This window comes from Streptomyces sp. NBC_00704 (assembly GCF_036226605.1).
Lineage (GTDB): Bacteria > Actinomycetota > Actinomycetes > Streptomycetales > Streptomycetaceae > Streptomyces.
Map to the genome: position 1 here is coordinate 6,548,753 of NZ_CP109000.1, position 22,859 is coordinate 6,571,611.

A 22,859-nucleotide genomic window follows, 5' to 3' on the forward strand; every position below is an offset into this window, starting at 1 on the left:
CCCCCTTCTGAACAGTGGATACTAGTTTCCTCATCGTGGAAGTTCAATGGTTTGTTGATGTCGAGACTCTCCGGGACGAGACACCGTGGCTCTCAGTGCCAGGGTCCTCACTCGAGGTGCACGAGATCGCCGGGCGTGTCGATGTCGAACGGCCGGGCCACGTCCCCGCACTCGACGAGCGTGATCGCCTCCGCGTGCTCCTTCAGATAGGCGCGGGCCCCGCGGTCGCCGGTCGCGGCCGCCGCCACGCCCGCCCAGTGGTCGGCCCCGAGCAGGACCGGATGGCCGCGCACGCCGTCGTACGCCGCCGAGACCAGCGCCGACGGGTCCCCTCCGGCGGCGAGCACCCGCGCCACCGCCTCCGGCCCGATGCCCGGCTGGTCGACGAGACAGACCAGCGCGGCCCGCGCCCCCGTCCCGGCGAGCGAGCCGAGCCCGGCCCGCAGCGACGTGCCCATGCCCGCCTCCCACTCCGGGTTCGTCACGACCACGCACCCGGCGAGCCGCGCCCGCTCCCGCACGGCGTCGGCGGCCGCGCCCAGCACCACGTGCACGCGGGCACAACCCGCCGCGCGCAGCACCTCCACCGCGTGCTCCACCAGCGGCCGCCCGCGATATGCGAGCAGCGCCTTCGGCCGCCCGCCGAGACGCCGCCCGCCGCCCGCGGCGAGCAGCAGCCCGACGACCTCGTCCCCGCCCCGCGCTTCCCTGTCCGTCATGCGTCCTGCATACCTGACGGGACGTCGGCCGCGCGCTCTCCCGGGGCTGAATTTCGGTACGCGCTGTGGCGCGCCCGCCGTCCGGTGGCGTTTACTGACCCGCGCGTCCTTCGGCGCCGGCCGCCGTCACGGGGGCGCGGGGCGGGCGGACGCGGGCGTCCACGCGCGCGTGCGCGCGAGGGGGGAGAGCTGTGTTGCGGATCTCGGGGCAGAGGGCAGTGACCGGCGGCGACGAGGATCAGAGGGTGGCGGGACTGCGGACCGCGGTGTCCCGGCTGCGGCGTGAACTCGCCGCGTACCGGGCCGAGTTCCCCGACCGGGTCATCGCCGAGGACGAACTCGCCGCACTCGCCGCGATGGCGGTCCACGGCGTCCCGGAGATCACCCGCTTACGGCGCTCCCTGCTGCTGATCGCGGGCTCCATCGGCTCGGTGAGCGCGCTGGCCGGGAGCCTGTCGGACGTGCGCGCCGCCGTGGACCGGTTCGGGGAACCGCCCCGGCGCTGAACCGCGGCCGGTGGCCGCCGCACGCGCCGCACGGCGATCCGGACGACAGCCCCTGCGGCCGGTGATCCGGCCGGTGGTCCGAGCGGCGGGTCCTGTGGTCGGTGATTCGGCCGGTGGTCCGAGTGGCGGGTCCTGTGGTCGGTGGTCCGGGCGGCGGGTGCTGTGGTCGGTGATCCGGACGGCAGACCCTGCTGTCGGCGCTCCGGGCGGCGGGTGCCGGCGGGGCCTACGGGTTCGGGGTCCCCGACCCCTGGCTGGCCAGGGCCTGGGACAGTTCCACCGCCACCTGCTGAAGCACCGGCACGATCCGCTCCGTGACCGACTCCGTGACGCGGCCCGCCGGTCCCGAGATGGACACGGCCGCCGCGGTGGGGGAGTCGGGCACCGACACCGCCAGGCAGCGGACGCCGATCTCCTGCTCGTTGTCGTCCACCGCGTACCCGGCCCGCCGTACGTCCGCGAGGGCGGCGAGGAAGCCGTCGGGGGTGGTGATGGTCTTCTCCGTCGCGGCGGGCATGCCGGTGCGGGCGAGCAGCGCGCGCACCTCGTGGTCCGGGAGGCCCGCGAGGAGGGCCTTGCCCACGCCGGTGGAGTGCGGCAGGACGCGCCGGCCGACCTCGGTGAACATCCGCATCGAGTGCTTGGACGGCACCTGCGCCACGTACACGATCTCGTCGCCGTCGAGCAGCGCCATGTTCGCCGTCTCGCCGGTCTCCTCGACCAGGCGCGCCAGATAGGGGCGGGCCCAGGTGCCCAGCAGCCGGGAGGCGGACTCGCCGAGCCGGATCAGCCGGGGGCCCAGGGCGTAGCGCCGGTTGGCCTGCTGGCGGACGTAACCGCAGGCCACCAGGGTGCGCATCAGGCGGTGGATGGTGGGCAGCGGGAGCCCGCTGCTCGCGGACAGCTCGCTCAGGCCGACCTCGCCGCCCGCGTCCGCCATCCGCTCCAGCAGATCGAAGGCGCGCTCGAGGGACTGGACCCCTCCGCCTGCGGACTTGGCGGAGTCGGTGGTGCTGGCGCTGGACGTCGGCACGGGCGCGTTCCTTTCGAAACCGGCGGGAAGAGCTGAAGCCTACCGGGGGGTCGGTTGACTCCCCGCTGGCACGTGACTACGTTCTGCTTGATGGAAGAGTAATTCCGCTTTACGGAAACGTCCAGAGCGCCGGCGACGGGTGCACTGTGGAGAAGTGTGCTCTTGACGGCCCGGAGGCGGGAGTGAAGACTCCTTCAACAGAACGTTGAATCCCGTCGGGCGGAAGTCGGCGGCGAGCGGCGACAGAGAGGGGTCCCGGTGTCCGAGGCATCCGAGGCATCCGAGGGGGCGGAGGGGTCCGAGGCCGAGCTGGTGCTGCGCTCCACGCGCGTCGTCACCCCCGGCGGGACGCGCCCCGCCGCGGTCGCGGTCGCCGGCGGCACGATCACCGCCGTCCTGCCCCACGACGCCCCCGTACCGCGGGGCGCGCGCGTGGAGGACTTCGGCGACGACGTCCTGCTGCCCGGACTGGTCGACACCCACGTGCACGTCAACGACCCCGGCCGCACCCACTGGGAGGGCTTCTGGACCGCCACCCGCGCGGCGGCGGCCGGCGGGATCACCACCCTCGTCGACATGCCCCTCAACTCGCTCCCGCCCACCACGACGGTCGACCACCTGCGCGTCAAGCAGGAGGTCGCCGCCGACAAGGCGCACGTCGACGTCGGCTTCTGGGGCGGCGCGCTGCCCGGCAACGTCAAGGACCTGCGGGCCCTGCACGAGCGCGGCGTCTTCGGGTTCAAGGCGTTCCTCTCCCCGTCCGGCGTGGACGAGTTCCCCCACCTCGACCAGGACGCCCTGGCCCGCTCGCTCGCCGAGATCGCCGGGTTCGGCGGCCTGCTGATCGTGCACGCCGAGGACCCGCACCACCTGGCGGCCGCGCCGCAGCGGTCCGGCCCCCGGTACGCCGACTTCCTCGCCGGCCGCCCGAGCGACGCCGAGGACACCGCGATCGCCCAGCTCATCGCCCAGGCGAGACGGCTCGACGCGCGCGTGCACATCCTCCACCTGTCCTCGGGGGACGCGCTGCCGCTGATCGCCGCCGCCAAGGCCGACGGCGTCCGCGTCACCGTCGAGACCTGCCCGCACTACCTCACCCTCGCCGCCGAGGAAGTGCCCGACGGCGCCAGCGAGTTCAAGTGCTGCCCGCCCATCCGCGAGGCAGCCAACCAGGACCGGCTCTGGCAGGCCCTCGCCGACGGCACGATCGACTGCGTGGTCACCGACCACTCCCCGTCCACGGCCGACCTGAAGACGGCCGACTTCGCGACCGCCTGGGGCGGCATCTCCAGCCTGCAACTCAGCCTCGCGGCCGTGTGGACCGAGGCGCGCCGACGGGGCCACGGCCTGGACGACGTGGTGCGCTGGATGTCCGCCCGCACCGCCGCCCTGGCCGGTCTCTCCCGCAAGGGCGGGATCGAGGCGGGCCGCGACGCCGACTTCGCCGTCCTCGCCCCCGACGAGTCGTTCACCGTCGACCCGGCCGGCCTCCAGCACCGCAACCCGGTCACGGCGTACGCCGGCCGGACCCTGTACGGCGTCGTGAAGTCCACCTGGCTGCGCGGCGAACGCATCGTCGCCGGCGGCGAGTTCACCGGACCGAAGGGCCGGCTCCTCACCCGCACCCCCTGACGCGCGCGCACCGCGACGTCCCGCACCGGTACCCGCACCGGCCGACCACCGAAAGGCAGACCTGATCACCGTGACGGCGATACAGAGCTTCACCGGCGACGCGAACCCCTACGGCGGCGGCGACCCGTACGCGGACTACCGCACCGCCGACCTCCCCTTCACGCGCCACACCGACCTCGCCGACCGGCGGCTCGGCGCCGCGGTCGTCGCCGCCAACGACGAGTTCTTCGCCCAGCGGGAGAACCTGCTGCTGCCCGGCCCCGCCGAGTTCGACCCGGAGCACTTCGGGCACAAGGGCAAGATCATGGACGGCTGGGAGACCCGCCGCAGGCGGGGCGCCGACGCCGAGCACCCGTGGCCCGCCCCCGACGACCACGACTGGGCGCTCGTCCGGCTCGGCGCGCCCGGGGTGATCCGGGGCATCGTCGTCGACACGGCCCACTTCCGCGGGAACTACCCGCAGGCGGTGTCGATCGAGGGCGCCCGGCTGCCCGGCTCGCCGTCCCCGCAGGACCTCCTCGGCGACGACGTGAAGTGGACGACGCTCGTCCCGCGCACACCCGTCGGCGGTCACGCGGCCAACGGGTTCCCGGTGACGGTGGAGCAGTGCTTCACGCACCTGCGCATCAACCAGCACCCCGACGGCGGCATCGCCCGGCTGCGGGTGCACGGCGAGATCGTCCCCGACCCCGCGTGGCTCGCCGTCCTCGGCACGTTCGACGTCGTCGCCCTGGAGAACGGGGGCCGCGCGGAGGACGCGTCGAACCTCTTCTACTCCCCGGCCTCGAACACCGTCCAGCCCGGCCGCTCCCACAAGATGGACGACGGCTGGGAGACCCGCCGCCGCCGCGACCAGGGCAACGACTGGATCCGCTACCGCCTGACGGCCCGGGCGAGCATCCGCGCGATCGAGATCGACACGGCGTACCTCAAGGGCAACAGCGCCGGCTGGGCCTCGGTGTCGGTCAGGGACGGCGAGGACGGCGAGTGGACGCCGGTCCTCCCGCGCACCCGGCTCCAGCCCGACACCAACCATCGCTTCGTCCTGCCGGCCCCCGCCGTCGGCACCCACGCGCGCCTGGACATCTACCCCGACGGCGGCATCTCCCGGCTGCGCCTGTTCGGCTCCCTCACCGAGGCGGGCACGGCGGCCCTGACCGCCCGCCACCAGGAACTGAGCGGCTGAACCGGCCCCGCGCGTGCGCGTGTCCCCGGTAGGACCGTCGCGCGGTGGGCCTTCCCCTGTGTCACGCCGTGAAGCCGCCGTCCACGGCGTACTCGGTCAGCGCAGGCAACTCTCTCCCGCCAGGCAAGATCATCATTGTTCGTCGTGGGTCTGTCTGACGGACACAATCGACGGCCTCGGTCATACCCTGACGCGGTGACAACCGACCCGGCCTTCTTGAGACCTTCGAGCGGCACCGTCGGCCTGGCCCTGCGCCCGCTGCCGGATCGTGTCGCAGCGCTTCTGTCCGTGCTGGGCGGTCCGCCTCGGCCGGCGGCCCACCTACGCGCCGTCCACGACGTCGCGCATCGGCTGGTCGACTGGGTCGAGGAGCGCTGTCCCGCCGTGGCGATCGACCGGGATGCGGCGCTGTTCGAGGCCGCGACGCACGACATGGGCACGGCGGTGCCTGGAACCGGGCATCACCTCCCGGTCGGCGCCGCCTCGTCCTGCGGGCGGCGCGGGGCGGACACGGTCGCGGCCGAGGTGGCCGGGTCGGGCTGAAGGCGGCTGTTCATGTCCAGCTCGAACCGGCCGAAGGGGTACACGTGCGTCCGGAACAGCGGGGCAGAACCCGCCGGTCGAATCCCGGCTTCCGCGGTCCCGCGGCACCGGCGGCGAACGGACGTCGCGTTCCGCCGGGTGTGGAACTCTTTCCTCCGCTTCAGGCGTTCTTCCTCTGTGAGCCTTCAGCAAGAGATCGTCGGCAACGCCATGCAGATGGCGGTCGTCAGCCTCCAGCCGGGACAGACCGTGTACTGCGAGGCCGGAAAGTTCCTGTTCAAGACGGTCAACGTGACCATGGAGACCCGACTGGGCGGCCCGTCCGGCGGCGGCGGCCCGCAACCGCAGAGCGGGGCCGGGAGCGGCGGCATGGGCGGCATGCTGCGTCAGGCGATGGGCACCGCCATGCAGGTCGGTCAGCGCGCTCTGGCCGGCGAGTCGCTGGCCTTCCAGTACTTCACCGCCCAGGGCGGCGAGGGCACGGTCGGCTTCGCGGGCGTGCTGCCCGGCGAGATGCGCGCACTGGAGCTGGACGGCACGCGCGCGTGGTTCGCCGAGAAGGACGCCTTCGTGGCCGCCGAGTCCACCGTCGACTTCGGCATCGCCTTCCAGGGCGGCCGCACCGGCAGGAAGGGCGGCGAGGGCTTCGTCCTGGAGAAGTTCACCGGCCGCGGCACGGTGATCATCGCCGGCGCCGGGAACTTCATCGACCTGGACCCGTCCGACTTCGGCGGCCGCATCGAGGTCGACACCGGCTGCGTGGTCGCCTTCGAGGAGGGCATCCGGTACGGCGTCCAGCGGGTCGGCGGTCTCGACCGGCAGGGGATCATGAACGCGGTGTTCGGCGGGGAGGGCCTGTCGCTGGCCACCCTGGAGGGCAGCGGCCGCGTCATCCTGCAGTCCCTCACCATCGAGAGCCTCGCCAACGCGCTGAAAAAGGCCCAGGGCGGCGACAAACAGGGCCCGACGGGCGGCCTGTTCTCCACCGACGCGGGCTGAACGGCCCCCCGCCCCCGCACGGGCTCGCACAGGACCATGCCCCGACGGCGGCCCCGTCGTCCCGCTCCCCGCGGCTCCTACGCGCTCTCGGGCCCGGCCCCGGCGTGCGGCACCTCCTTGACGAACACGATCCCGTCGTACGTCCCGAGCTGTGCGGGGTCGAGCGGCGCGTAACCGAACCAGGGTGAGACGCGGGCGGCGGGCGGCGGCCCGCCGAGCGAGGCGGCGAGCCCGGCCGCGTCGACCAGACAGCGCTCCCGGCCCAGTGCGTACAGGCGCCCTTCGACGGTGTCCGGGGGCGGCACGTGCACTCCCCTGCGCCGGAGGGTGCCCACAGCGATCGCCAGGACGGCGTACTCCCCGCCGAGCCGGGCGTCGACCAGCGCGCCCGCGCTCCACCACTCCACCGGCCCCTGCCACATCCGCATCGTGCTCTTCTCCCGCTGGAGATGGGCGTGGTGGGCGTGGACGAGGACCGGGCCCCGGGCGGCGAGCGCGAGGAGGTTGTCGGCCATCATCGCGTCACGCAGCGCGCACAGCCGCGCCATCCGGGCGGGTGAGGAGTCGGCCATCGCGTGGTGGTAGCGGAGCAGGCCGGTCGCGGTGCGCGCGTACAGCCGCGCCCGCTCCCACGCGTCCCGCGAGGTCGCCGCGATCAGGTGCGGCGACTGCGCGTCGAGCAGGCTCGTCAGGTCGTCGGCGAGCAGCCGCAGCCGGCCCGCCTCGGCCGACCGCCCCGTCGAGCGGTACGGATCCGTCATCGCGGCGGGCTCGGTCCACCGGTCGTCGGCGCCCAGCAGGACGTCCAGCTCGTCCGCCGCGCAGGGCAGCAGGTCCGCGTCCACCCACGCCGCGAGATACGCGTGCAGCGCGGTCAGGGCCTCCCCGGGGCCCGCGGCGTGGGTGATCTCCAGCGGCCCGTCGAACCCGGCGAAGCGCACCCGGTCGGACGCGGGCCGCCCGGCGTTGAACCCGCGCATCCACCGCACCAGCTCGCGGTTGGCCGCGGACGCGCCCAGCCCCAGGTCGGGGTGGCTGAAGCCGCGTTCCATGACCTCGTCCAGCGGGCCCGTGCCCGAGGCGATCCAGTCGTCCACGACCAGGCCCTTCAGGCAGTCGCTCTCGACCGCGATCGTCCGGTAGCCCTCCTCTTCGACGAGCCCGCGGAAGACGTCGTTGCGCACGTCGAGCAGCGTCTCCTCGCCGTGGGTCGGCTCGCCCAGCGCGAGCAGCCGCGGCCGAGCCGGAAGCAGCTCCACGACGGCGGCGGCCACCACGGGCCGCGCCAGAGCCTCGATGCCGGTGGGGCCGGTGGGGCCGGTGGGGCCGGTGAAGCCGGTGAAGCCGGTGGAGTCGGTGGAGTCGGAGGACTCGGCGGAGTGGATGGAGCCGAGGGGACTGGTCGAGTCGGTCGAGTCGGTCGAGCCGTGCGGTTCGTACGGGTCGATCGGACCGGTGAAGCCGGAGGAGTCGTGGGCCATGCCGAAAACGCTATCGTTGAAGTTCCGGTGGAAACTTTCGCGCGATGTCGGCAGGGTGATGGGATCAAAGCTTCAAAGCGGGCAGCGGCTGCGGCCGGTCGACCTGGCCCGCCCGCACGGTCTGTCGACGCAGGCCGTCAGAAACTACGAGGAGGCGGGCATCCTCCCGGCCGCCGAGCGCACCCCGCACGGTTACCGCACGTACAGCTCGCTGCACGCGGCGGCGCTGCGCGCCTTCCTGGCGCTGGTCCCCGGCCACGGTCGTCCGACGGCGGCGGCGATCATGCGGGCGGTCGGCGAAGGCGCCGTGGACGAGGCGTTGCGGCTGGTCGACGAGAGCCATGTCCAGCTCCGCGACGACCGGCGGACCCTGGAGGCGGTGGAGCGGGCCCTGCGCGCTCCGGAGCGGGGGCCCGCACATGAGGCCGACGGCCGCCGCGATCAGGCGGCCGGGTTCATCGGGCGGCTGGCGGCGGAGCTGGGCGTCAGGCCCGCGACGCTGCGCGCCTGGGAACGGGCCGGGCTGGTGAGTCCGCGCCGCGACCCACGCACCGGCTACCGGATCTACGAGGAGGCCGACGCGCGGGACGCCAGGCTGGCCCACCAGCTCCGGCGGGGCGGATACCTGCTGGAGCAGATCGCCCCGCTGATCGCCCGCGTACGGGAGGCCGACGGCACGGAGCCGCTCGAGGCCGTCCTCCTCGACTGGCGGACCCGGGTGTCCGCGCGGGGCCGGGCGATGCTTTCCGGATCGGCCGAACTGGAGGCGTACCTCCGCGAACGCGGGTGACCCACTGACCGCTCGGCAGGGGCAGGGGAAGGGCCAGGGGCGAGGCCAGGCAAGGTCGGGGACGGGCCCGGCAGGGGTGGGCCGTGGGCCTTGTGGGGCCGGAAGCAGGCCTTCGCCGCGACTTCGGTCGGTGCTTGCGTCGCTTCGGTAGGCGATCGCGTCCACGGGGAGGTGACGCCCTCGCGCGTGTTCACGAGCGTCGCCACCGTCAAGGCGCACGTCTCCAGGGCGCTGGCCAAGCTCGGCCTCGACAACCGGGTGCAGATCGCGTTGCTGGCCTACGACGCCGGCTCCTCGACGAGGGGGCGGACGGCGCCGGGGGCGGGCGAGGCGGGCCCGGCGGACACCTGCCGCGCACCCCGCCCCCCGGTGTGAGACCCGCGCCGCGCAAGGGGCGGCGCATCCGGCCGGGCAGGTCCGGCGAGCGGCCCACCGTGCGGTTGCGCGACGCCGGGTCGGACGGGCATCCCCCCGCTACGCCCCCGCACTCACCCCGTCGGCGACGTCGCCGCCGGAATCTCCGCGAGGGCGACGGCCCTGCGTTCGCGCCGGGACACCTCGCACGCCTCCGCGATCCGCAGGGCCTGAAGGGCCTCGCGACCGTCGCACGGATTGGGGCGCGAACCCCTGACCACGTCCACGAAGGCGTTCAGCTCCGCCTCGTACGCGGGCCCGAAGCGTTCCAGGAAACCTGACCACGGCTTGTCCGCGGCCGGCGGGCCCGTGGGCTCGGTGGACGCGATCGGCGTGCGGTCGTCCAGACCCACGACGATCTGGTCCAGCTCCCCGGCCAGTTCCATCCGGACGTCGTAGCCCGCGCCGTTCAGCCGTGTCGCCGTCGCCGTGGCGAGCGCGCCGTCGTCGAGGGTGAGCAGCACGGCCGCCGTGTCGACGTCGCCCGCCTCGCGGAACATCGCGGGCCCGGCGTCGGACCCGGCGGCGTAGACGTCGGTCACCTCCCGCCCGGTCACCCAGCGCAGACAGTCGAAGTCGTGGATCAGCGCGTCCCGGTAGATCCCGCCGGACACCGGCAGCCAGGCCGCCGGTGGCGCCGACTCGTCGGACGTCAGCGCCCGGATCGTGTGCAGCCGGCCCAGCCGGCCCGAGCGCACCGCCTCCCGGGCGCCCGTGTACCCCGCGTCGAAGCGGCGCTGGAAGCCCATCTGAAGGATCGTTCCGGCGGTCTCGACCTCGGCGATCGCCTGTAAGGTCCCGGCCAGGTCGAGGGCGATGGGCTTCTCGCAGAAGACCGGCAGGCCCGAGCGTGCTGCCCGACCGATCAGTTCGGCGTGGGCCGAGGTCGCCGTCGTGATCACCACGGCGTCCACGCCCCACCGGAAGATCTCGTCGACCCCGGGCGCGGCCGTCTCGCCCAGGCGCAGCGCCAGCTCCTGCGCCCGCGCGTGGTTCGCGTCCGTCAGGATGAGGGATCCGACCTCGCGGTGACGGCTGAGTGTGTTCGCATGAATGGTGCCGATGCGGCCCGTCCCGATGACCCCGATGCGCATGAGACCAAAGTGGCGGCACCGGGCGCACCTGTCAATGCGTATGTCCGGACAACCGAACTACACGACTTCCCGTCAACCGGTACCGGAGCTACGCTCGGGCCGTGCCGAAACCAGAAGTGGACCCGACCGTGCAGCTGGAACTACGTGTGGACCGAACCTCCCCGGTGCCGTTGTACTTCCAGCTGGCGCAGCAGCTGGAGGCCGCGATCGAGCACGGATCGCTCACCCCCGGCAGCCTCCTGGGCAACGAGATCGAGCTGGCGGCACGGCTCGGCCTGTCCCGGCCGACCGTCCGCCAGGCGATCCAGTCGCTGGTCGACAAGGGCCTGCTGGTGCGCCGCCGGGGCGTCGGCACGCAGGTCGTGCACAGCCAGGTCAAGCGCCCCCTGGAGCTGAGCAGCCTCTACGACGATCTGGAGGCGGCCGGCCAGCGGCCCGCGACGACGGTCCTGGTCAACACCGTGGTCCAGGCGTCCGCCGAGGTCGCGGCCGCGCTCGCGGTCGCCGAGGGCAGCGACGTCCACCGGGTGGAGCGGCTGCGGCTGGCGCACGGCGAGCCGATGGCCTACCTGTGCAACCACCTGCCGTCCGGCCTGCTCGACCTCGACACCGACCAGTTGCAGGCCACCGGGCTGTACCGCCTGATGCGGACCGCGGGCATCACCCTGCACAGCGCCCGCCAGTCGATCGGCGCGCGCGCCGCCACCCCCGCCGAGGCCGAGCGGCTCGCCGAGGTCGAGGGCGCCCCGCTGCTGACCATGCAGCGCACGACCTTCGACGACACGGGCCGCGCGGTCGAGTTCGGCGACCACATCTACCGTCCGACCCGCTACTCCTTCGAGTTCCAGCTGCTCGTCCGCCCCTGAGGCCGCAGGACTTACGCGCCCGTCCCGGCCGACGGCCGCGACGGTCAACTTGTCCTGACAATCAGACGGCTTCAGTCGGCCGCAGGCGATCCGCCCGGACACCGCCCGCCGGGCCGCCGACGACGGGACGCTCCGGGCCATCGGTGACGGGACGCGCCGGGCCGCCTGTGACGATCGGCGCGCTGCCGGTGACCCGCCGGTGACGCCTCTCGGGCCCTGTCGAGCCGGACGACGCCGGCGAGCGGCACGGCGTCACCTCGGCACGCGCGCGGCACGGCGTCGCCCCGGCACGCGAAGGGCTCCGTCCGAAAGCGCAGGCGGGCGCGGTGGGAGCCGAACGGACCGCACGGGCGACGTGTGCGGCGCCGGCGTGGGCTTCGTCGCGTGCGCGTCGCCCCGCTCGGCACCCGGCACGGCGGTGAGGCAGAATCGGCGGCGATGAGCACCTACGGCAACTTCAGCGCCCCCATCGGCTCCCGCCGCGCCCCCGCACTTCGCACGGTGGGCACGAGGGAGCGCCGCTCGCACCTCACCGCGCCCCGCGTGCCGACCGTCGGCATCGACATCGGCGGCACCAAGGTGATGGCGGGGGTCGTCGACGCCGACGGCAACATCCTGGAGAAGATCCGCACGGAGACCCCGGACAAGTCCAAGAGCCCGAAGGTCGTCGAGGACACGATCGCCGAACTCGTCCTGGACCTGTCCGACCGGCACGACGTGCACGCCGTGGGCATCGGCGCGGCCGGCTGGGTCGACGCCGACCGCAACCGCGTCCTGTTCGCCCCCCACCTGTCCTGGCGCAACGAGCCGCTGCGCGACCGGCTCACCGGCCGCCTGTCGGTGCCCGTCCTGGTCGACAACGACGCCAACACCGCGGCCTGGGCGGAATGGCGCTTCGGCGCGGGCCGCGGCGAGGACCACCTCGTCATGATCACGCTCGGCACCGGCATCGGCGGCGCCATCCTGGAGGACGGCCAGGTCAAGCGCGGCAAGTACGGCGTCGCCGGCGAGTTCGGCCATATGCAGGTCGTCCCCGGCGGCCACCGCTGCCCGTGCGGCAACCGCGGCTGCTGGGAGCAGTACAGCTCCGGCAACGCGCTGGTCAGGGAGGCGCGCGAGCTGGCCGCGGCCGACTCCCCGGTGGCCTACGGGATCATCGAGCACGTCAAGGGCAACATCGGCGACATCACCGGCCCGATGATCACCGAGCTGGCCCGCGAGGGCGACGCCATGTGCATCGAGCTGTTGCAGGACATCGGGCAGTGGCTCGGCGTCGGCATCGCCAACCTGGCCGCCGCGCTCGACCCGTCCTGCTTCGTGATCGGCGGCGGCGTCTCGGCCGCCGACGACCTGCTGATCAGCCCCGCGCGCGACGCCTTCAAGCGCCAGCTCACCGGCCGCGGCTACCGTCCCGAGGCGCGGATCGTGCGCGCCCAGCTCGGCCCCGAGGCCGGCATGGTCGGGGCCGCGGACCTGGCCCGTCTGGTCGCCCGCCGCTTCCGGCGGGCCAAGCGGCGGCGCGTGGAGCGCTTCGAGCGCTTCGAACGGTTCACCGAGGCGGCCCGCCGCACCCAGGACACGGCCTGACGGCCCTGTCGTCCCGCCCCGGCGACGGCCTGACCGGCCGCACCGCCCCGTACCACCTCGGACCTCGCATGACACCCTCGCTGCCCCACCAGGCCGCGTCCCCGGCCGAGCCCTCCCGCCCGCCGGAGGACCGTCGGCACGTGATCCGCCGCAGAGCGATCACCCTGCTGATCATCGTGCTGCTCATCGGCGTGCCCGCCGGCTATCTGGTGATCTCCGCCAACCAGAGCCGTGACAGCGGCAAGGACAAGGAGGAGAAGTACTCGGCGACCGGCCTGACCGAGGGCTGGCCCTCGAAGATCCAGCGCCGGCTGTACCAGGTGCCGATCCCGCATCCCTCGAACCAGGTCGCCTACTACGAGACGAACAACTGGAAGACCAGCCGTCTCTACGTCCAGTTCCAGACGACCCACCTGGGCCTCGACGAGTTCCTCGCGCACATCGGCGTCAGCCGCGCGGACCTGAAGAAGGGCGACATCGCCATCAGCGCCCGCGACCAGGAGATCACCGGCTGGAAGTTCTCCGGCCCCGGCTCCCGCCCCGGCGACTACTTCGGCCTCGTCCGCGGCCGGAAGAACCCCGACCCGACGCTGGACGTGGTGGTGAACACGGGCAACGCGACGTACCCCTTCGTCTATGTGGTCTCACGCACCGTCCCGTGACGGACGTCCCGTGACGCGACCTTCCGTGACAGACGTTCCCTGACGCGACGTCCCGTGACGCGACGTTCGGCCCGACGTGGCGACGTGGCCCGCCCGCCGACGTGCCCGCCCGCCCGGCCGCCCGCCTGACCGGCGCGGCCGCGGCGAGGACCGCGCGGGCGTCCGGAGCGGGGACCGGCCGGCTGCCGGGGCCGATTGTCAGAGGCCGCCCGTAGAGTCGAAGACGACTGATCCGACACACGGGCGGGAGGTGGACACAAGGCATGAGCGCGCTGCTCGACGGCACCGCGCGGGCGGAGCCCGGCTCCGTCCGCGTACGGCTCGCCGCCGTCTTCCTGCCCGGCCCCCTCCCGCGCGAGGGCCGCATCGCGTTGTGGGACCCGGCCGACGCCCCGCTGCCCCAGGCGGCGGACGCGGAGCGCACGGAACTCACCGTGGTCCGCCAGCACGGCTCCTCGATCCGCCGCGGGCAGGTCCCCGCCCTGTCACTGCCGCTCGACGAGGCGCTCCCGCTGCTCGTGCGCGCCCGCCACGACCCCGCCTCCCACCCCGCGACCGCCTGCTGGGGCGCGGCCGCGCTGCACGCCCTGCGGCTCACCGCCCGGGGCCGTCTGCTGCCCGGCCTGACGCCCACCGGACACGACGCCTGGCGGGCCGGCCCGCTCGACCCGGAGGACATCGCCCACCTGCGCGCGATCGCCGCCGCGCTCCCCGCGGAGGGCCACGCCGTGCCGCTCCCCGGCGCGGGCGCGCTCCGGCTGCCGCAGCCGGAAGCGCTCATGCGGTCCTTCCTGGACGCGGTCGCGGACACCCTGCCCCGCACCCCCGCCGCACCGCACGCCTGCGGGAAACCCTTCGCCGACCGTCGGCCCCACCGTCTGCCGGGCGCGCACGACTGGGCCGCCGAGGTCGCCGCCGGCATGGACGCGGGCGTGCGGATCTCGCTGCGCCTCGACCTTTCCGCGTACGACATGTTCGACGCCGGTGACGACGGCCGCTCGCGCGGCGCGGGCGCGGCGATCGTGCAGGTGCACAGCCTCGCCGACCCCACCCTGGTGACGGACGCGGCGGCGCTGTGGGCGGGCGAGGCCGACGCCGCCTTCGGGGCACGCGCCCGCGTGGACGCGGCTCTCGCCGTCCGCCGTGCCGCCCGTGTGTGGCCGCCCCTCGCCCGCCTCGCCGACCAGGACGCGCCGGACGTCCTGGCCCTGTCCGAGGACGAGCTGAACGACCTGCTCGGGGTGGCGGCCACCCGGCTCGCGGCGGCCGGGGTCGCCGTGCACTGGCCGAGGGACCTGGCGCAGGATCTCAGCGCGGCCGCCGTGGTGCGGCCCGCCCCCGGTTCGGCGACCGACGGCACCGGGTTCTTCGAGAGCGAGGACCTCCTGCAGTTCCGCTGGCAGCTGGCGCTCGGCGGCGATCCGCTGAGCGAGGCCGAGATGGACATGCTGGCGGAGGCGCACCGCCCGGTCGTCCGGCTCCGCGACCAGTGGGTCCTGGTGGACCCGGCGCTCGTGCGCAAGGCCCGCAAGCGCGAACTGGGCCTGCTGGACCCGGTGGACGCCCTGTCCGCCGCCCTCACCGGCACCGCCGAGGTCGACGGCGAGAGCGTCGAGGCCGTGCCCGTCGGCGCCCTGGCCGTCCTGCGCGACCGCCTCACCGCCGGGGTGCTGCCCGCCGAGCCGCCCGCCGGTCTGGACGCCACCCTCCGCGACTACCAACTGCGCGGACTGGCCTGGCTGGACCTGATGACGTCCCTCGGCCTCGGCGGCTGTCTCGCCGACGACATGGGCCTCGGCAAGACGATCACCGTCATCGCCCTGCACCTCAAGCGGGCCCGCACCGAACCCACCCTGGTGGTCTGCCCGGCCTCCCTGATGGGCAACTGGCAGCGCGAGATCAACCGCTTCGCGCCCGGCGTGCCCGTGCGCCGCTTCCACGGCCCCGACCGCAGCCTGGCCGACCTGCCGGGCGGCTTCGTCCTCACCACGTACGGCACGATGCGCTCGGCGGCCCCCGCCCTCGCCGGACGCGCCTGGGGCATGGTCGTCGCGGACGAGGCCCAGCACGTCAAGAACCCCTACTCGGCGACCGCGAAGGCGCTGCGCACCATCGGTACTCCCGCGCGCGTGGCCCTGACCGGCACGCCCGTGGAGAACAACCTCTCCGAACTGTGGGCCCTGCTCGACTGGACGACCCCGGGCCTCCTCGGCCCCCTGAAGTCCTTCCGCGCCCGGCACGCGCGCGCCGTCGAGAACGGCGAGGACGACCAGGCGGTGGAGCGCCTCGCCCGCCTGGTGCGCCCGTTCCTCCTGCGCCGCAGGAAGTCCGACCCGGGCATCGTGCCCGAGCTGCCGCCCAAGACCGAGACGGACCACCCGGTGCCGCTCACCCGCGAACAGGCGGCGCTGTACGAGGCGGTCGTGCGCGAGTCCCTGCTGGCGATCGAGACGGCGGACGGCATCGCCCGGCGCGGCCTGGTGCTGAAGCTCCTCGGCGCGCTGAAGCAGATCTGCGACCATCCCGCGCTCTACCTCAAGGAGACCGGCGCGTCGACCGGCGACGCCCTGGCCGCCCGCTCCGGCAAGCTCGCCCTGCTGGACGAACTGCTGGACACCCTCCTCGCGGAGGACGGCTCGGCCCTCGTCTTCACCCAGTACGTCACCATGGGCCGTCTGATCACCGCCCACCTCGCCGCCCGCGCGATCCCGGTCGAAATGCTCCACGGCGGCACGCCGGTGCCGGAACGGGAACGGATGGTGGACCGTTTCCAGGACGGCGCGACCCCGGTCCTGGTCCTCTCCCTGAAGGCCGCCGGCACCGGCCTCAACCTGACCCGCGCGGGCCATGTCGTCCACTTCGACCGCTGGTGGAACCCGGCGGTGGAGGAACAGGCCACGGACCGCGCCTACCGCATCGGCCAGACCCAGCCCGTCCAGGTCCACCGCCTGATCACCGAGGGCACGGTCGAGGACCGCATCGCCGAGATGCTCCAAGCCAAGCGCGCCCTGGCCGACGCGATCCTCGGCACCGGCGAGTCGGCCCTGACCGAACTCACCGACCGTGAGCTGTCCGACCTCGTCAGGCTCCGGAGGGAGGCGTGATGCCGGAGAACGAGAAGGAGAACGAGAAAGAGAACAAGAGGGAGAACAAGAGGGAGAACGAGAGCGAGCGGCTCCGGCGGCACGGAGCACTACCCGTCGCGCCCACCGAGACGACCGACTCGTCCGAGACAGCGGGCGAGCCGGACGCGGACGGGACCGGCGGGGACGAGACGGGCGGGGGCGGATCGGGTGCCGACTGGACCGGCGCGGAGGAGACCGGCGAGGGCTGGGCCGGCGCAGGCCGGTCGGCTGAAGACGGGACCGGCACGCACGGGATGCGACAGGGGCAGGAGTCCGGCAGCCCGGCCGACGAGGTGCGCCGTGCGCTGAGGGCGGCCCGGGAGCGCCGAGGGGAACCCCAGCCGAGCCGGACCGTGAAGGGGACGCAGGGGCAGTCGCCGGAGACACCCTCCGCAACGGAACGCACGTTGGCGCGGCCTCAGGGGCGCCGGGCAGACGGACCCTTGCCCGCGACCGGGGGGCGGCGCACCGACCCGTCGCCCGAGGACTCGGCGCCGAGCCCGGCCGACGCGGTGCGCGCGGCCCTGCGCCGCACGGCCGGCAACCCGGCGACACCTCCCACGGCTCCCACCCCGGCCGCCGCTTCCGCCCCGCAGACGCCGTCAACCGCCGGTTCCTCGTCCCTAGGTGCCCCGGGGCCCATCGCACCTGACCACACCGCAGACGGGCGCACGGCGTCGGAGGGGGACGACCGGCCCGCCGCGCCCGTCGTGTCCGCCGCGCCCACCTCGCCGTCCTCACGTGTCCCGGCCGGGCCGCGCCCCGGGGACGTCGCCCGCGAGGCGCTGCGCGCGGCCCGCGCGCAGGCCCGGCAGGGTGCGAAGGAGACGGAGGCGGGGGAGACGACGACGGAAACGGCGACGGAATCGACGACGGAAACGGCGACGGAAACACGGGAAACGGGCCGGGCGGGGGAACGGGCCGGACGTGAGCGCGAGGGCGCGCGCACCGGTCCCCGAATCCGCCCCCGTCCCCGCCCGGAGCGCGGCCTTGCGGGAGACCGCATCCAGGGGCAGGCCCCCGATCCGGTGGCCCGTGAACGCGCGCGTGCGGTGAGGGATGTGCTCGCGGGCGCGTTCCGGATGCCGACCGACGAGCCGGCCGAGCCGGACACCGACGTGCCGTCCACGATCGCGGAGCCGGCTGACGGCTCTCCGGCCGCGGAAACGAGGGCGGCGATGCCGGGCGTCCCGACGAGCCCGCCCCCTCCTCACGTCACCGATCCGGTCGCGCCTTCACGCCCAGGACGTCCGCCGACTGCGTCCGGGGCGACCGCGGCGTCGGAGACCGTGCCTTCGGAGACCGCGCCTTCACCGACGCCGAGCTCATCCTCGCCGACTCCGACTCCGACTCCGACTCCGATGCCGACGCCGACGCCGAGTACGGCCCCGCCGACCGCAGCCCCGGCGACCGCAGCCCAGGCTGCCTCGACCCCGTCAGTCATCCAGGGCAACGCCCCGGCCCGGCCCGTCGAGGCGGCTCGGGCGCCCCGTTCCATGGCCGCCCCCTCGCGGGACGGCGATCACCGCCGTACGTTCCCCGCGTTCCCGCCCCGCGCCGGCGGGGCCTTCGCCGAGACCTGGTGGGGCAACGCCTGGGTTGCGGCCCTGGAGGAGGGCGCCCTGGACGTCAAGCGGCTGGCTCGTGGACGCGGTTACGCCGAGCAGGGAAACGTGGACGCGATCACGGTCACCCCCGGGCTGGTCCTGGCGTACGTGCAGGGCAGCCGTCCGCGCCCCTACCGGGTGCAGGTCCGGCTGCGCACCCTGGGAGGCGACGCCTGGGAGCGTTTCCTGGACGCCGCCGTCGAGCGCCCCGGACACATCGCGGCGCTGCTCGACAAGGAGATGCCCGAGTCCCTCGCCGACTGCGGCGTGCCGCTGCTGCCCGGCCCCGGCGACCTGGAACCGCAGTGCAGTTGCCCCGACCGCGGTCACCCCTGCAAGCACGCGGCCGCCCTCTGCTACCAGACGGCGCGTCTCCTCGACGCGGACCCCTTCGTGCTGCTTCTGCTGCGCGGCCGCGGGGAACGCGAGGTGCTCGACGCGTTGTCGCGCCGCAACGCGGTCCGTGCGGCGCGGGCCGCGCAGGAGCAGGAGGGGCAACCGGAGCCCCTGGCGGGCGTGCGGGCGGCGGAAGTCCTCGCCGAACGCCGGCTCCCGCCCCTCCCGGCCCCGCTGCCCCCGCCGGCGCACCCCGAGCAGCCCCCGGCCTACCCGTCCGCCCCGAACGGGCCCGACGCCTTCGCCCTGGACCATCTCGCGACGGACGCGGCGGCCCGCGCGCACACGCTGCTGACCACCGGTCGCGACCAGATCGGCGGACTGACGCTCTGGCAGGACGCGGTACGGCTCGCCGCCTCCCGCCCCGGTTCCGGGCTCACCGCCGCCACCCGGTCCCTCTACGCCTCCCTCGCCTCCGCCGCCGGCCGCACCCCCTCCGAGCTGGCGCGCGCGGTGGCCGCCTGGCGGCAGGGCGGTCCGGACGGGCTGACCGTCCTGGAGGAGACCTGGGATCCGCCGGCGGGCCGCTTCGACCGGGCCCGCCCGCTGCTGCTCGCCGCCGACCTGCCCGCCTTCCGCCCGCGTCGCAACCACCTCACCCACCCGCGCGGTCACGTCCAGCTCCGCTACGGACAGGACGGGCTGTGGTACGCGTACGAGTCGGAGCCGGGCGAGGACGACTGGTGGCCCAGAGGCACCCCCGACTCCGACCCGGTGGGCGCGCTCACCGGCCTCGGCGCCTCGGACGACCTCTGAGCCGCACGCCCCGGCCCCCAGACCCCGGCCCCGCCCCTCACACCACGGCCCCTACACCCCGGCCCGGCCCCTCACACCATCGCCCCCACACCCCGGCCCGCACGCACCCCTGCACCCCCGCACGCACTCCGCGGCCCGGGGTGGGCCCCTCCTGCCAGGATGCTCCTGGTCGGTGTGGCCCCACCCCGGGCTGTGCGACGGCCGGTTATTCGGTGCGCAGGCCGTCCGGGCGCATCATCCGCAGCAGCGGCGGCAGGCTGAGCAGGGTCACCACGGCGACCACGGCCGCGCCCACGCCCGTCATGGTCAGGACGCTCGACCAGTCCATGGCCACCGGTGTACGGGTCATCTTCAGCAGCACCGTGCCGAGGCTGACGCCCACCGTCGCCGCCAGGACGAGGCCGAGCCCCACCGGGAGGGCCGTCTGCCACAGCACCGACAGGCTCAGCGTCCGGCGCCGGGTGCCGAAGGCGACCAGCGCGGAGAGCAGCTTGCGGCGCTCGCGCAACTGCTCCAGCTGGGAGACCAGCAGACTCGCGCCGATCAGCGCCAGCACGAATGCGGAGCCGACGAACAGGCCGGTGCGGACGGACGCGTACATGGCGTCCTCCTGGGTCGCCGACCAGCTGTAGTCGTGCGCCAGGGGGTCGATCCGGGCGACGACGTTGCGCACGTACTCGCGTGACCCGGAAACCGCGGGGTCCAGGCGCAGGTAGACCCCGGCCGAGTACAACGCGGGCGCGGCCTCGGCGGGCAGCGCGGCGGGAGTGACCAGCAGACTGTTGGCGTCTCCCAGCGAGTCCTTGCGCGCGTCCACCACCCGCACGTTCGCCGGCACGGTCCAGGGCGCCTCGAGGCCGCGTTCGGTGGCGTCGCCGTACGAGGGGTCGATGTAGAGGCGGCGTCCGGGCTTCACCACGGCGATCTCGGCGTCGTTGCGGGTGTCGGTGTAGCCGCTCCTGGTGCGCGTCACGAACACGTCGCCGTCCTTGCAGGAGGGCAGCGTGGCGAGTTCGCGCAGGGCGGTGCAACTGCCCACCGTCAGACCGTTGGTGTTCTTCGGGTCGCGACGCGCGTCTCCGTACTGGGACATGGCCAGAGCCACCGCGGCCCGGACCCCTTTGGTGCCGGTGAACGCGCGCTCGACGCCGGACAGCGGCTTGCGGTCGCTGAAGTCGACCTCCATCTGGACCCGGCCGGGATCCTGGCCGGTGGCCTTGACGTACTGGCTCTGCGTTCCGGTGAACAGCATCTGAAGGGCGATGGCTCCGGCCACGGCGACGGCGATGCCGTTGACCATGCGGGCGGCGGTCCCGCTGCTCAGTTGCAGCCGCCGTACGGCGAGCTGCCAGGACAGCGGGCCCTTGCCGAGACGGTCGACGGCCGCTTCCACGACCCACGGGAGCAGCGCGGTGATGCCGGTCAGCAGCAGCAGGACGCCGCCGGTGACGAGGTACGTGTTGTAGTCGCCGTTGTCGCGGCCCTTGCCGATCGACGGGTAGAGCATCGCGAGGCCGGCGAGCGGCGGCAGCAGTCGCCACCACAGCCGGCGGCGGCGCTGCCTGGCCGCGCGCACGACGCCGAGCGGTTCCACCACGACGCCGCGCATCGCGAGCAGCGTGACGAGGACGGCGGCGACCGGGATCGCCACCGCGACCAGCGCGGCGAGCGCGGGGGAGGGGTCGAGGTAACCGGGCCAGACGCTGACGCCCAGCACCTCGGTGGAGCCCAGGGTCTGACGGCCGAGGAGGAAGAAGCCGGCGCCGACGACCAGGCCGAGGAGGGCTCCGGCGAGTGCCTCGCCCGCCGCGATCCGCCGGGTCATGCGGCTGTCCGAGCCGATCAGGCGCAGCGCGGCCAGTCGGCGGTCGCGGCGCTCGCCGCCGAAGCGGACGGCCGCGGCGATGAACACGGCGACCGGGGCCAGCAGCACCACGAACACGACGAGGATCATGAGCAGCAGCACCGGGTCGGTCTCCTCGGACGCCGTGTCCGAGGGGTCCGGGGAGTCGGGTCGGCCGTACCGGTTCAGCCGGTGCACGGGGGAGCCGTCCGTGGGATTCAGCCCCGAGGCGCCCGCGTAGTAGGCCAGTTCGTGCGAGCCGATGAGGCCGCTCTCGCCGATCGTGCCGGTGATTTCGTAGGGCAGACGTGCGCGCAGCAGAGCGGCGCCGTCCGAGGCGAGGAGGTCCCTGAGCGCGGGGGAGACCACCATCTCGCCCTTGGCCGGGTAGCCGTCGACACCCGGCGGCAGCGGCGCCCGGCGGCCTTCGGGTTCGACGAGGCGGCCGCGGATGTCGTCGTCGTGCCAGGTGGTGTCGGTGTCGGCGATCAGGAAGGTGTCGTCGGCCTTCGGCGGGACCTTGTCGGAGGACACGAACGTGTTGTCGAAGCGGGCCTCCTCCACCCGGTGGCGGGCGGCGAACACGTTGGGCAGGGCGGTGCACAGCAGGAGCAGTGCCACGCCGAGGCCCACGCCCACGCCGGTGAGGGTCATCCGGACCCAGCCCTCGCGCCCGCCGCTGACCGCGAAGCGGGCCCCCAGCGCCAGGTCCGCGGCCGCCCTCTTCCACGCTCGCTCGCGCTGGGGCGGGAGCTGCTCGCCGAGCGTGCTCATACGGCGCGCTCCATGTCCTGGGACTTCCCGTCGCGGACGACGACCTCGCGGTCGGCGAAGGCGGCCACGTGCGTCTCATGGGTGACGAGGACGACGGCGGCGTCCGCCGAGCGGGCCGCCTCGGTGAGCAGTTCCATCACCCGCTCGCCGTTGGCGGAGTCGAGCGCGCCGGTGGGTTCGTCCGCGAACAGCAGGCGCGGACCGGTGACCAGCGCGCGGGCCACGGCGACCCGCTGCCCCTGGCCGCCGGAGACCTCGCCGGGACGCTTGGCCCTGAGGTCGTCGACCTTCAGGCGCTGCATGCAGCCGAGCGCGGTCCGCTCGGCTTCCTTGCGCGAGGCGCCGTTCAGCCGCAGCGGCAGGGCGACGTTCTCCACGCACGTCAGTTCGGGCACCAACTGGCCGAACTGGAACACGAACCCGAACTCGGAGCGGCGCAGTTGGCTGCGCCGGGCGTCGTTCATCGTCGTCAGGTCACGCCCGTCGTAGGAGATCGTTCCGGAGTCGGGCTGGACGATTCCGGCGAGGCAGTGCAGCAGCGTGGACTTGCCGGATCCGGAGGGCCCCATGACGGCGACGACCTCGCCGGGGCGGATGGAGAACCCGGCGCCGTCGAGCGCCATGGTCGGGCCGTAGGCCTTGCGCAGGTCCTCGGCGAAGAGCAGGGAGCCGGGGGGAGAAGGGGTCATCGGGTCACGGCCTCACGAGGTCTGTGGAGTCGGGCGATGGTCGGATTCCGGCCCACACGGGTCGGGCCGGCTGCCGGTGCGAACAGGGCCCGGCCGAGGGGGAGTCACTCCCTCGGCAGCTGGCCACGGCCGTACTCTACACACTGTGTATACATGG

17 protein-coding genes and 1 pseudogene are annotated in these 22,859 nt (G+C 74.2%); 12 read left to right on the forward strand and 6 right to left on the reverse strand.

Translation table 11 applies throughout. From position 1 onward, the window contains the following. Window positions 1-107: 107 nt before the first annotated feature. Window positions 108-719 (reverse strand): nucleotidyltransferase family protein, encoded by a 612-nt coding sequence (locus tag OG802_RS28445; RefSeq protein WP_329414990.1) that lies wholly within the window; start codon window positions 717-719, stop codon window positions 108-110. A gap of 191 nt (window positions 720-910) precedes the next feature. Between OG802_RS28445 and OG802_RS28450 the strand changes: the two genes are divergently transcribed. After that, window positions 911-1,225: a DUF5955 family protein gene (locus OG802_RS28450; protein WP_329414992.1), complete on the forward strand. Its 315-nt coding sequence runs from the start codon at window positions 911-913 to the stop codon at window positions 1,223-1,225. A 226-nt stretch (window positions 1,226-1,451) separates the two neighbouring features. Here OG802_RS28450 and OG802_RS28455 read toward each other — a convergent pair whose 3' ends face one another. Further along, complete coding sequence (locus OG802_RS28455) at window positions 1,452-2,258, reverse strand: IclR family transcriptional regulator (protein ID WP_329414994.1); 807 nt, start codon at window positions 2,256-2,258, stop codon at window positions 1,452-1,454. 258 nt (window positions 2,259-2,516) lie between these two features. On the opposite strand from OG802_RS28455, the gene allB reads away from it, so the two are divergent. The 4 genes from allB (at window position 2,517) to OG802_RS28475 (ending at window position 6,618) form a co-directional block, all read left to right on the forward strand. After that, complete coding sequence (gene allB / locus OG802_RS28460) at window positions 2,517-3,890, forward strand: allantoinase AllB (RefSeq protein WP_329414996.1); 1,374 nt, start codon at window positions 2,517-2,519, stop codon at window positions 3,888-3,890. A gap of 70 nt (window positions 3,891-3,960) precedes the next feature. Next, complete coding sequence (gene alc / locus OG802_RS28465; protein ID WP_329414998.1) at window positions 3,961-5,076, forward strand: allantoicase; 1,116 nt, start codon at window positions 3,961-3,963, stop codon at window positions 5,074-5,076. A gap of 195 nt (window positions 5,077-5,271) precedes the next feature. Next, window positions 5,272-5,619, forward strand: coding sequence for a hypothetical protein (locus OG802_RS36010; RefSeq protein WP_443055392.1), 348 nt, complete (start codon window positions 5,272-5,274; stop codon window positions 5,617-5,619). A 177-nt stretch (window positions 5,620-5,796) separates the two neighbouring features. Beyond that, a complete protein-coding gene (locus OG802_RS28475) occupies window positions 5,797-6,618 on the forward strand; it encodes an AIM24 family protein (RefSeq protein ID WP_329415000.1) in 822 nt (273 codons plus the stop codon). Window positions 6,619-6,695: 77 nt separating this feature from the next. On the opposite strand, the gene OG802_RS28480 is transcribed toward OG802_RS28475, so the two are convergent. Further along, window positions 6,696-8,099, reverse strand: a complete 1,404-nt coding sequence (locus OG802_RS28480) for an erythromycin esterase family protein (protein ID WP_329415002.1) — start codon at window positions 8,097-8,099, stop codon at window positions 6,696-6,698. Between the two features lie 58 nt (window positions 8,100-8,157). Between OG802_RS28480 and OG802_RS28485 the strand changes: the two genes are divergently transcribed. Both OG802_RS28485 and OG802_RS28490 read left to right on the forward strand, forming a co-directional pair. Continuing rightward, on the forward strand, window positions 8,158-8,889 hold the full coding sequence (locus OG802_RS28485; protein WP_329415003.1) for a TioE family transcriptional regulator: 732 nt from the start codon (window positions 8,158-8,160) through the stop codon (window positions 8,887-8,889). A gap of 189 nt (window positions 8,890-9,078) precedes the next feature. Then, a pseudogene (locus tag OG802_RS28490) lies at window positions 9,079-9,264 on the forward strand (LuxR C-terminal-related transcriptional regulator); the annotation flags it as partial. Between the two features lie 113 nt (window positions 9,265-9,377). Here OG802_RS28490 and OG802_RS28495 read toward each other — a convergent pair. Beyond that, window positions 9,378-10,397, reverse strand: coding sequence for a Gfo/Idh/MocA family protein (locus OG802_RS28495; protein ID WP_329415005.1), 1,020 nt, complete (start codon window positions 10,395-10,397; stop codon window positions 9,378-9,380). 128 nt (window positions 10,398-10,525) lie between these two features. Between OG802_RS28495 and OG802_RS28500 the strand changes: the two genes are divergently transcribed. The 5 genes from OG802_RS28500 (at window position 10,526) to OG802_RS28520 (ending at window position 19,396) form a co-directional block, all read left to right on the forward strand. After that, window positions 10,526-11,263 carry a GntR family transcriptional regulator gene (locus OG802_RS28500; protein ID WP_329417458.1) on the forward strand — a complete coding sequence of 246 codons (738 nt, stop codon included), beginning with the start codon at window positions 10,526-10,528 and terminating at the stop codon, window positions 11,261-11,263. A 438-nt stretch (window positions 11,264-11,701) separates the two neighbouring features. Next, window positions 11,702-12,850 (forward strand): ROK family glucokinase, encoded by a 1,149-nt coding sequence (locus OG802_RS28505; RefSeq protein WP_329417460.1) that lies wholly within the window; start codon window positions 11,702-11,704, stop codon window positions 12,848-12,850. 68 nt (window positions 12,851-12,918) lie between these two features. Beyond that, window positions 12,919-13,512 carry a sugar kinase gene (locus OG802_RS28510; protein ID WP_329415008.1) on the forward strand — a complete coding sequence of 198 codons (594 nt, stop codon included), beginning with the start codon at window positions 12,919-12,921 and terminating at the stop codon, window positions 13,510-13,512. 263 nt (window positions 13,513-13,775) lie between these two features. Continuing rightward, window positions 13,776-16,616, forward strand: coding sequence for a DEAD/DEAH box helicase (locus tag OG802_RS28515; RefSeq protein WP_329415010.1), 2,841 nt, complete (start codon window positions 13,776-13,778; stop codon window positions 16,614-16,616). A gap of 314 nt (window positions 16,617-16,930) precedes the next feature. Then, entirely contained in the window at window positions 16,931-19,396 is a 2,466-nt protein-coding gene (locus OG802_RS28520) for an SWIM zinc finger family protein (protein WP_443055464.1), read from the forward strand. A gap of 205 nt (window positions 19,397-19,601) precedes the next feature. On the opposite strand, the gene OG802_RS28525 is transcribed toward OG802_RS28520, so the two are convergent. Both OG802_RS28525 and OG802_RS28530 read right to left on the reverse strand, forming a co-directional pair. Next, window positions 19,602-22,013 carry an ABC transporter permease gene (locus tag OG802_RS28525; protein WP_329415012.1) on the reverse strand — a complete coding sequence of 804 codons (2,412 nt, stop codon included), beginning with the start codon at window positions 22,011-22,013 and terminating at the stop codon, window positions 19,602-19,604. Beyond that, a complete protein-coding gene (locus tag OG802_RS28530; protein ID WP_329415014.1) occupies window positions 22,010-22,702 on the reverse strand; it encodes an ABC transporter ATP-binding protein in 693 nt (230 codons plus the stop codon). The genes OG802_RS28525 and OG802_RS28530 overlap by 4 nt, the downstream gene beginning before the upstream one ends. Between the last annotated feature and the right edge of the window lie 157 nt (window positions 22,703-22,859).

Excerpts from the sequence above, each read along its gene's own strand:
- OG802_RS28485 (WP_329415003.1), top strand. The coding sequence starts at position 8,158 with ATGGGATCAAAGCTTCAAAGCGGGCAGCGGCTGCGGCCGGTCGACCTG.
- OG802_RS28510 (WP_329415008.1), top strand. The coding sequence starts at position 12,919 with ATGACACCCTCGCTGCCCCACCAGGCCGCGTCCCCGGCCGAGCCCTCC.
- OG802_RS28495 (WP_329415005.1), bottom strand. The coding sequence starts at position 10,397 with ATGCGCATCGGGGTCATCGGGACGGGCCGCATCGGCACCATTCATGCG.
- OG802_RS28480 (WP_329415002.1), bottom strand. The coding sequence starts at position 8,099 with ATGGCCCACGACTCCTCCGGCTTCACCGGTCCGATCGACCCGTACGAA.
- OG802_RS28515 (WP_329415010.1), top strand. The coding sequence starts at position 13,776 with ATGAGCGCGCTGCTCGACGGCACCGCGCGGGCGGAGCCCGGCTCCGTC.
- OG802_RS28445 (WP_329414990.1), bottom strand. The coding sequence starts at position 719 with ATGACGGACAGGGAAGCGCGGGGCGGGGACGAGGTCGTCGGGCTGCTG.
- OG802_RS28530 (WP_329415014.1), bottom strand. The coding sequence starts at position 22,702 with ATGACCCCTTCTCCCCCCGGCTCCCTGCTCTTCGCCGAGGACCTGCGC.
- OG802_RS28525 (WP_329415012.1), bottom strand. The coding sequence starts at position 22,013 with ATGAGCACGCTCGGCGAGCAGCTCCCGCCCCAGCGCGAGCGAGCGTGG.
- OG802_RS28505 (WP_329417460.1), top strand. The coding sequence starts at position 11,702 with ATGAGCACCTACGGCAACTTCAGCGCCCCCATCGGCTCCCGCCGCGCC.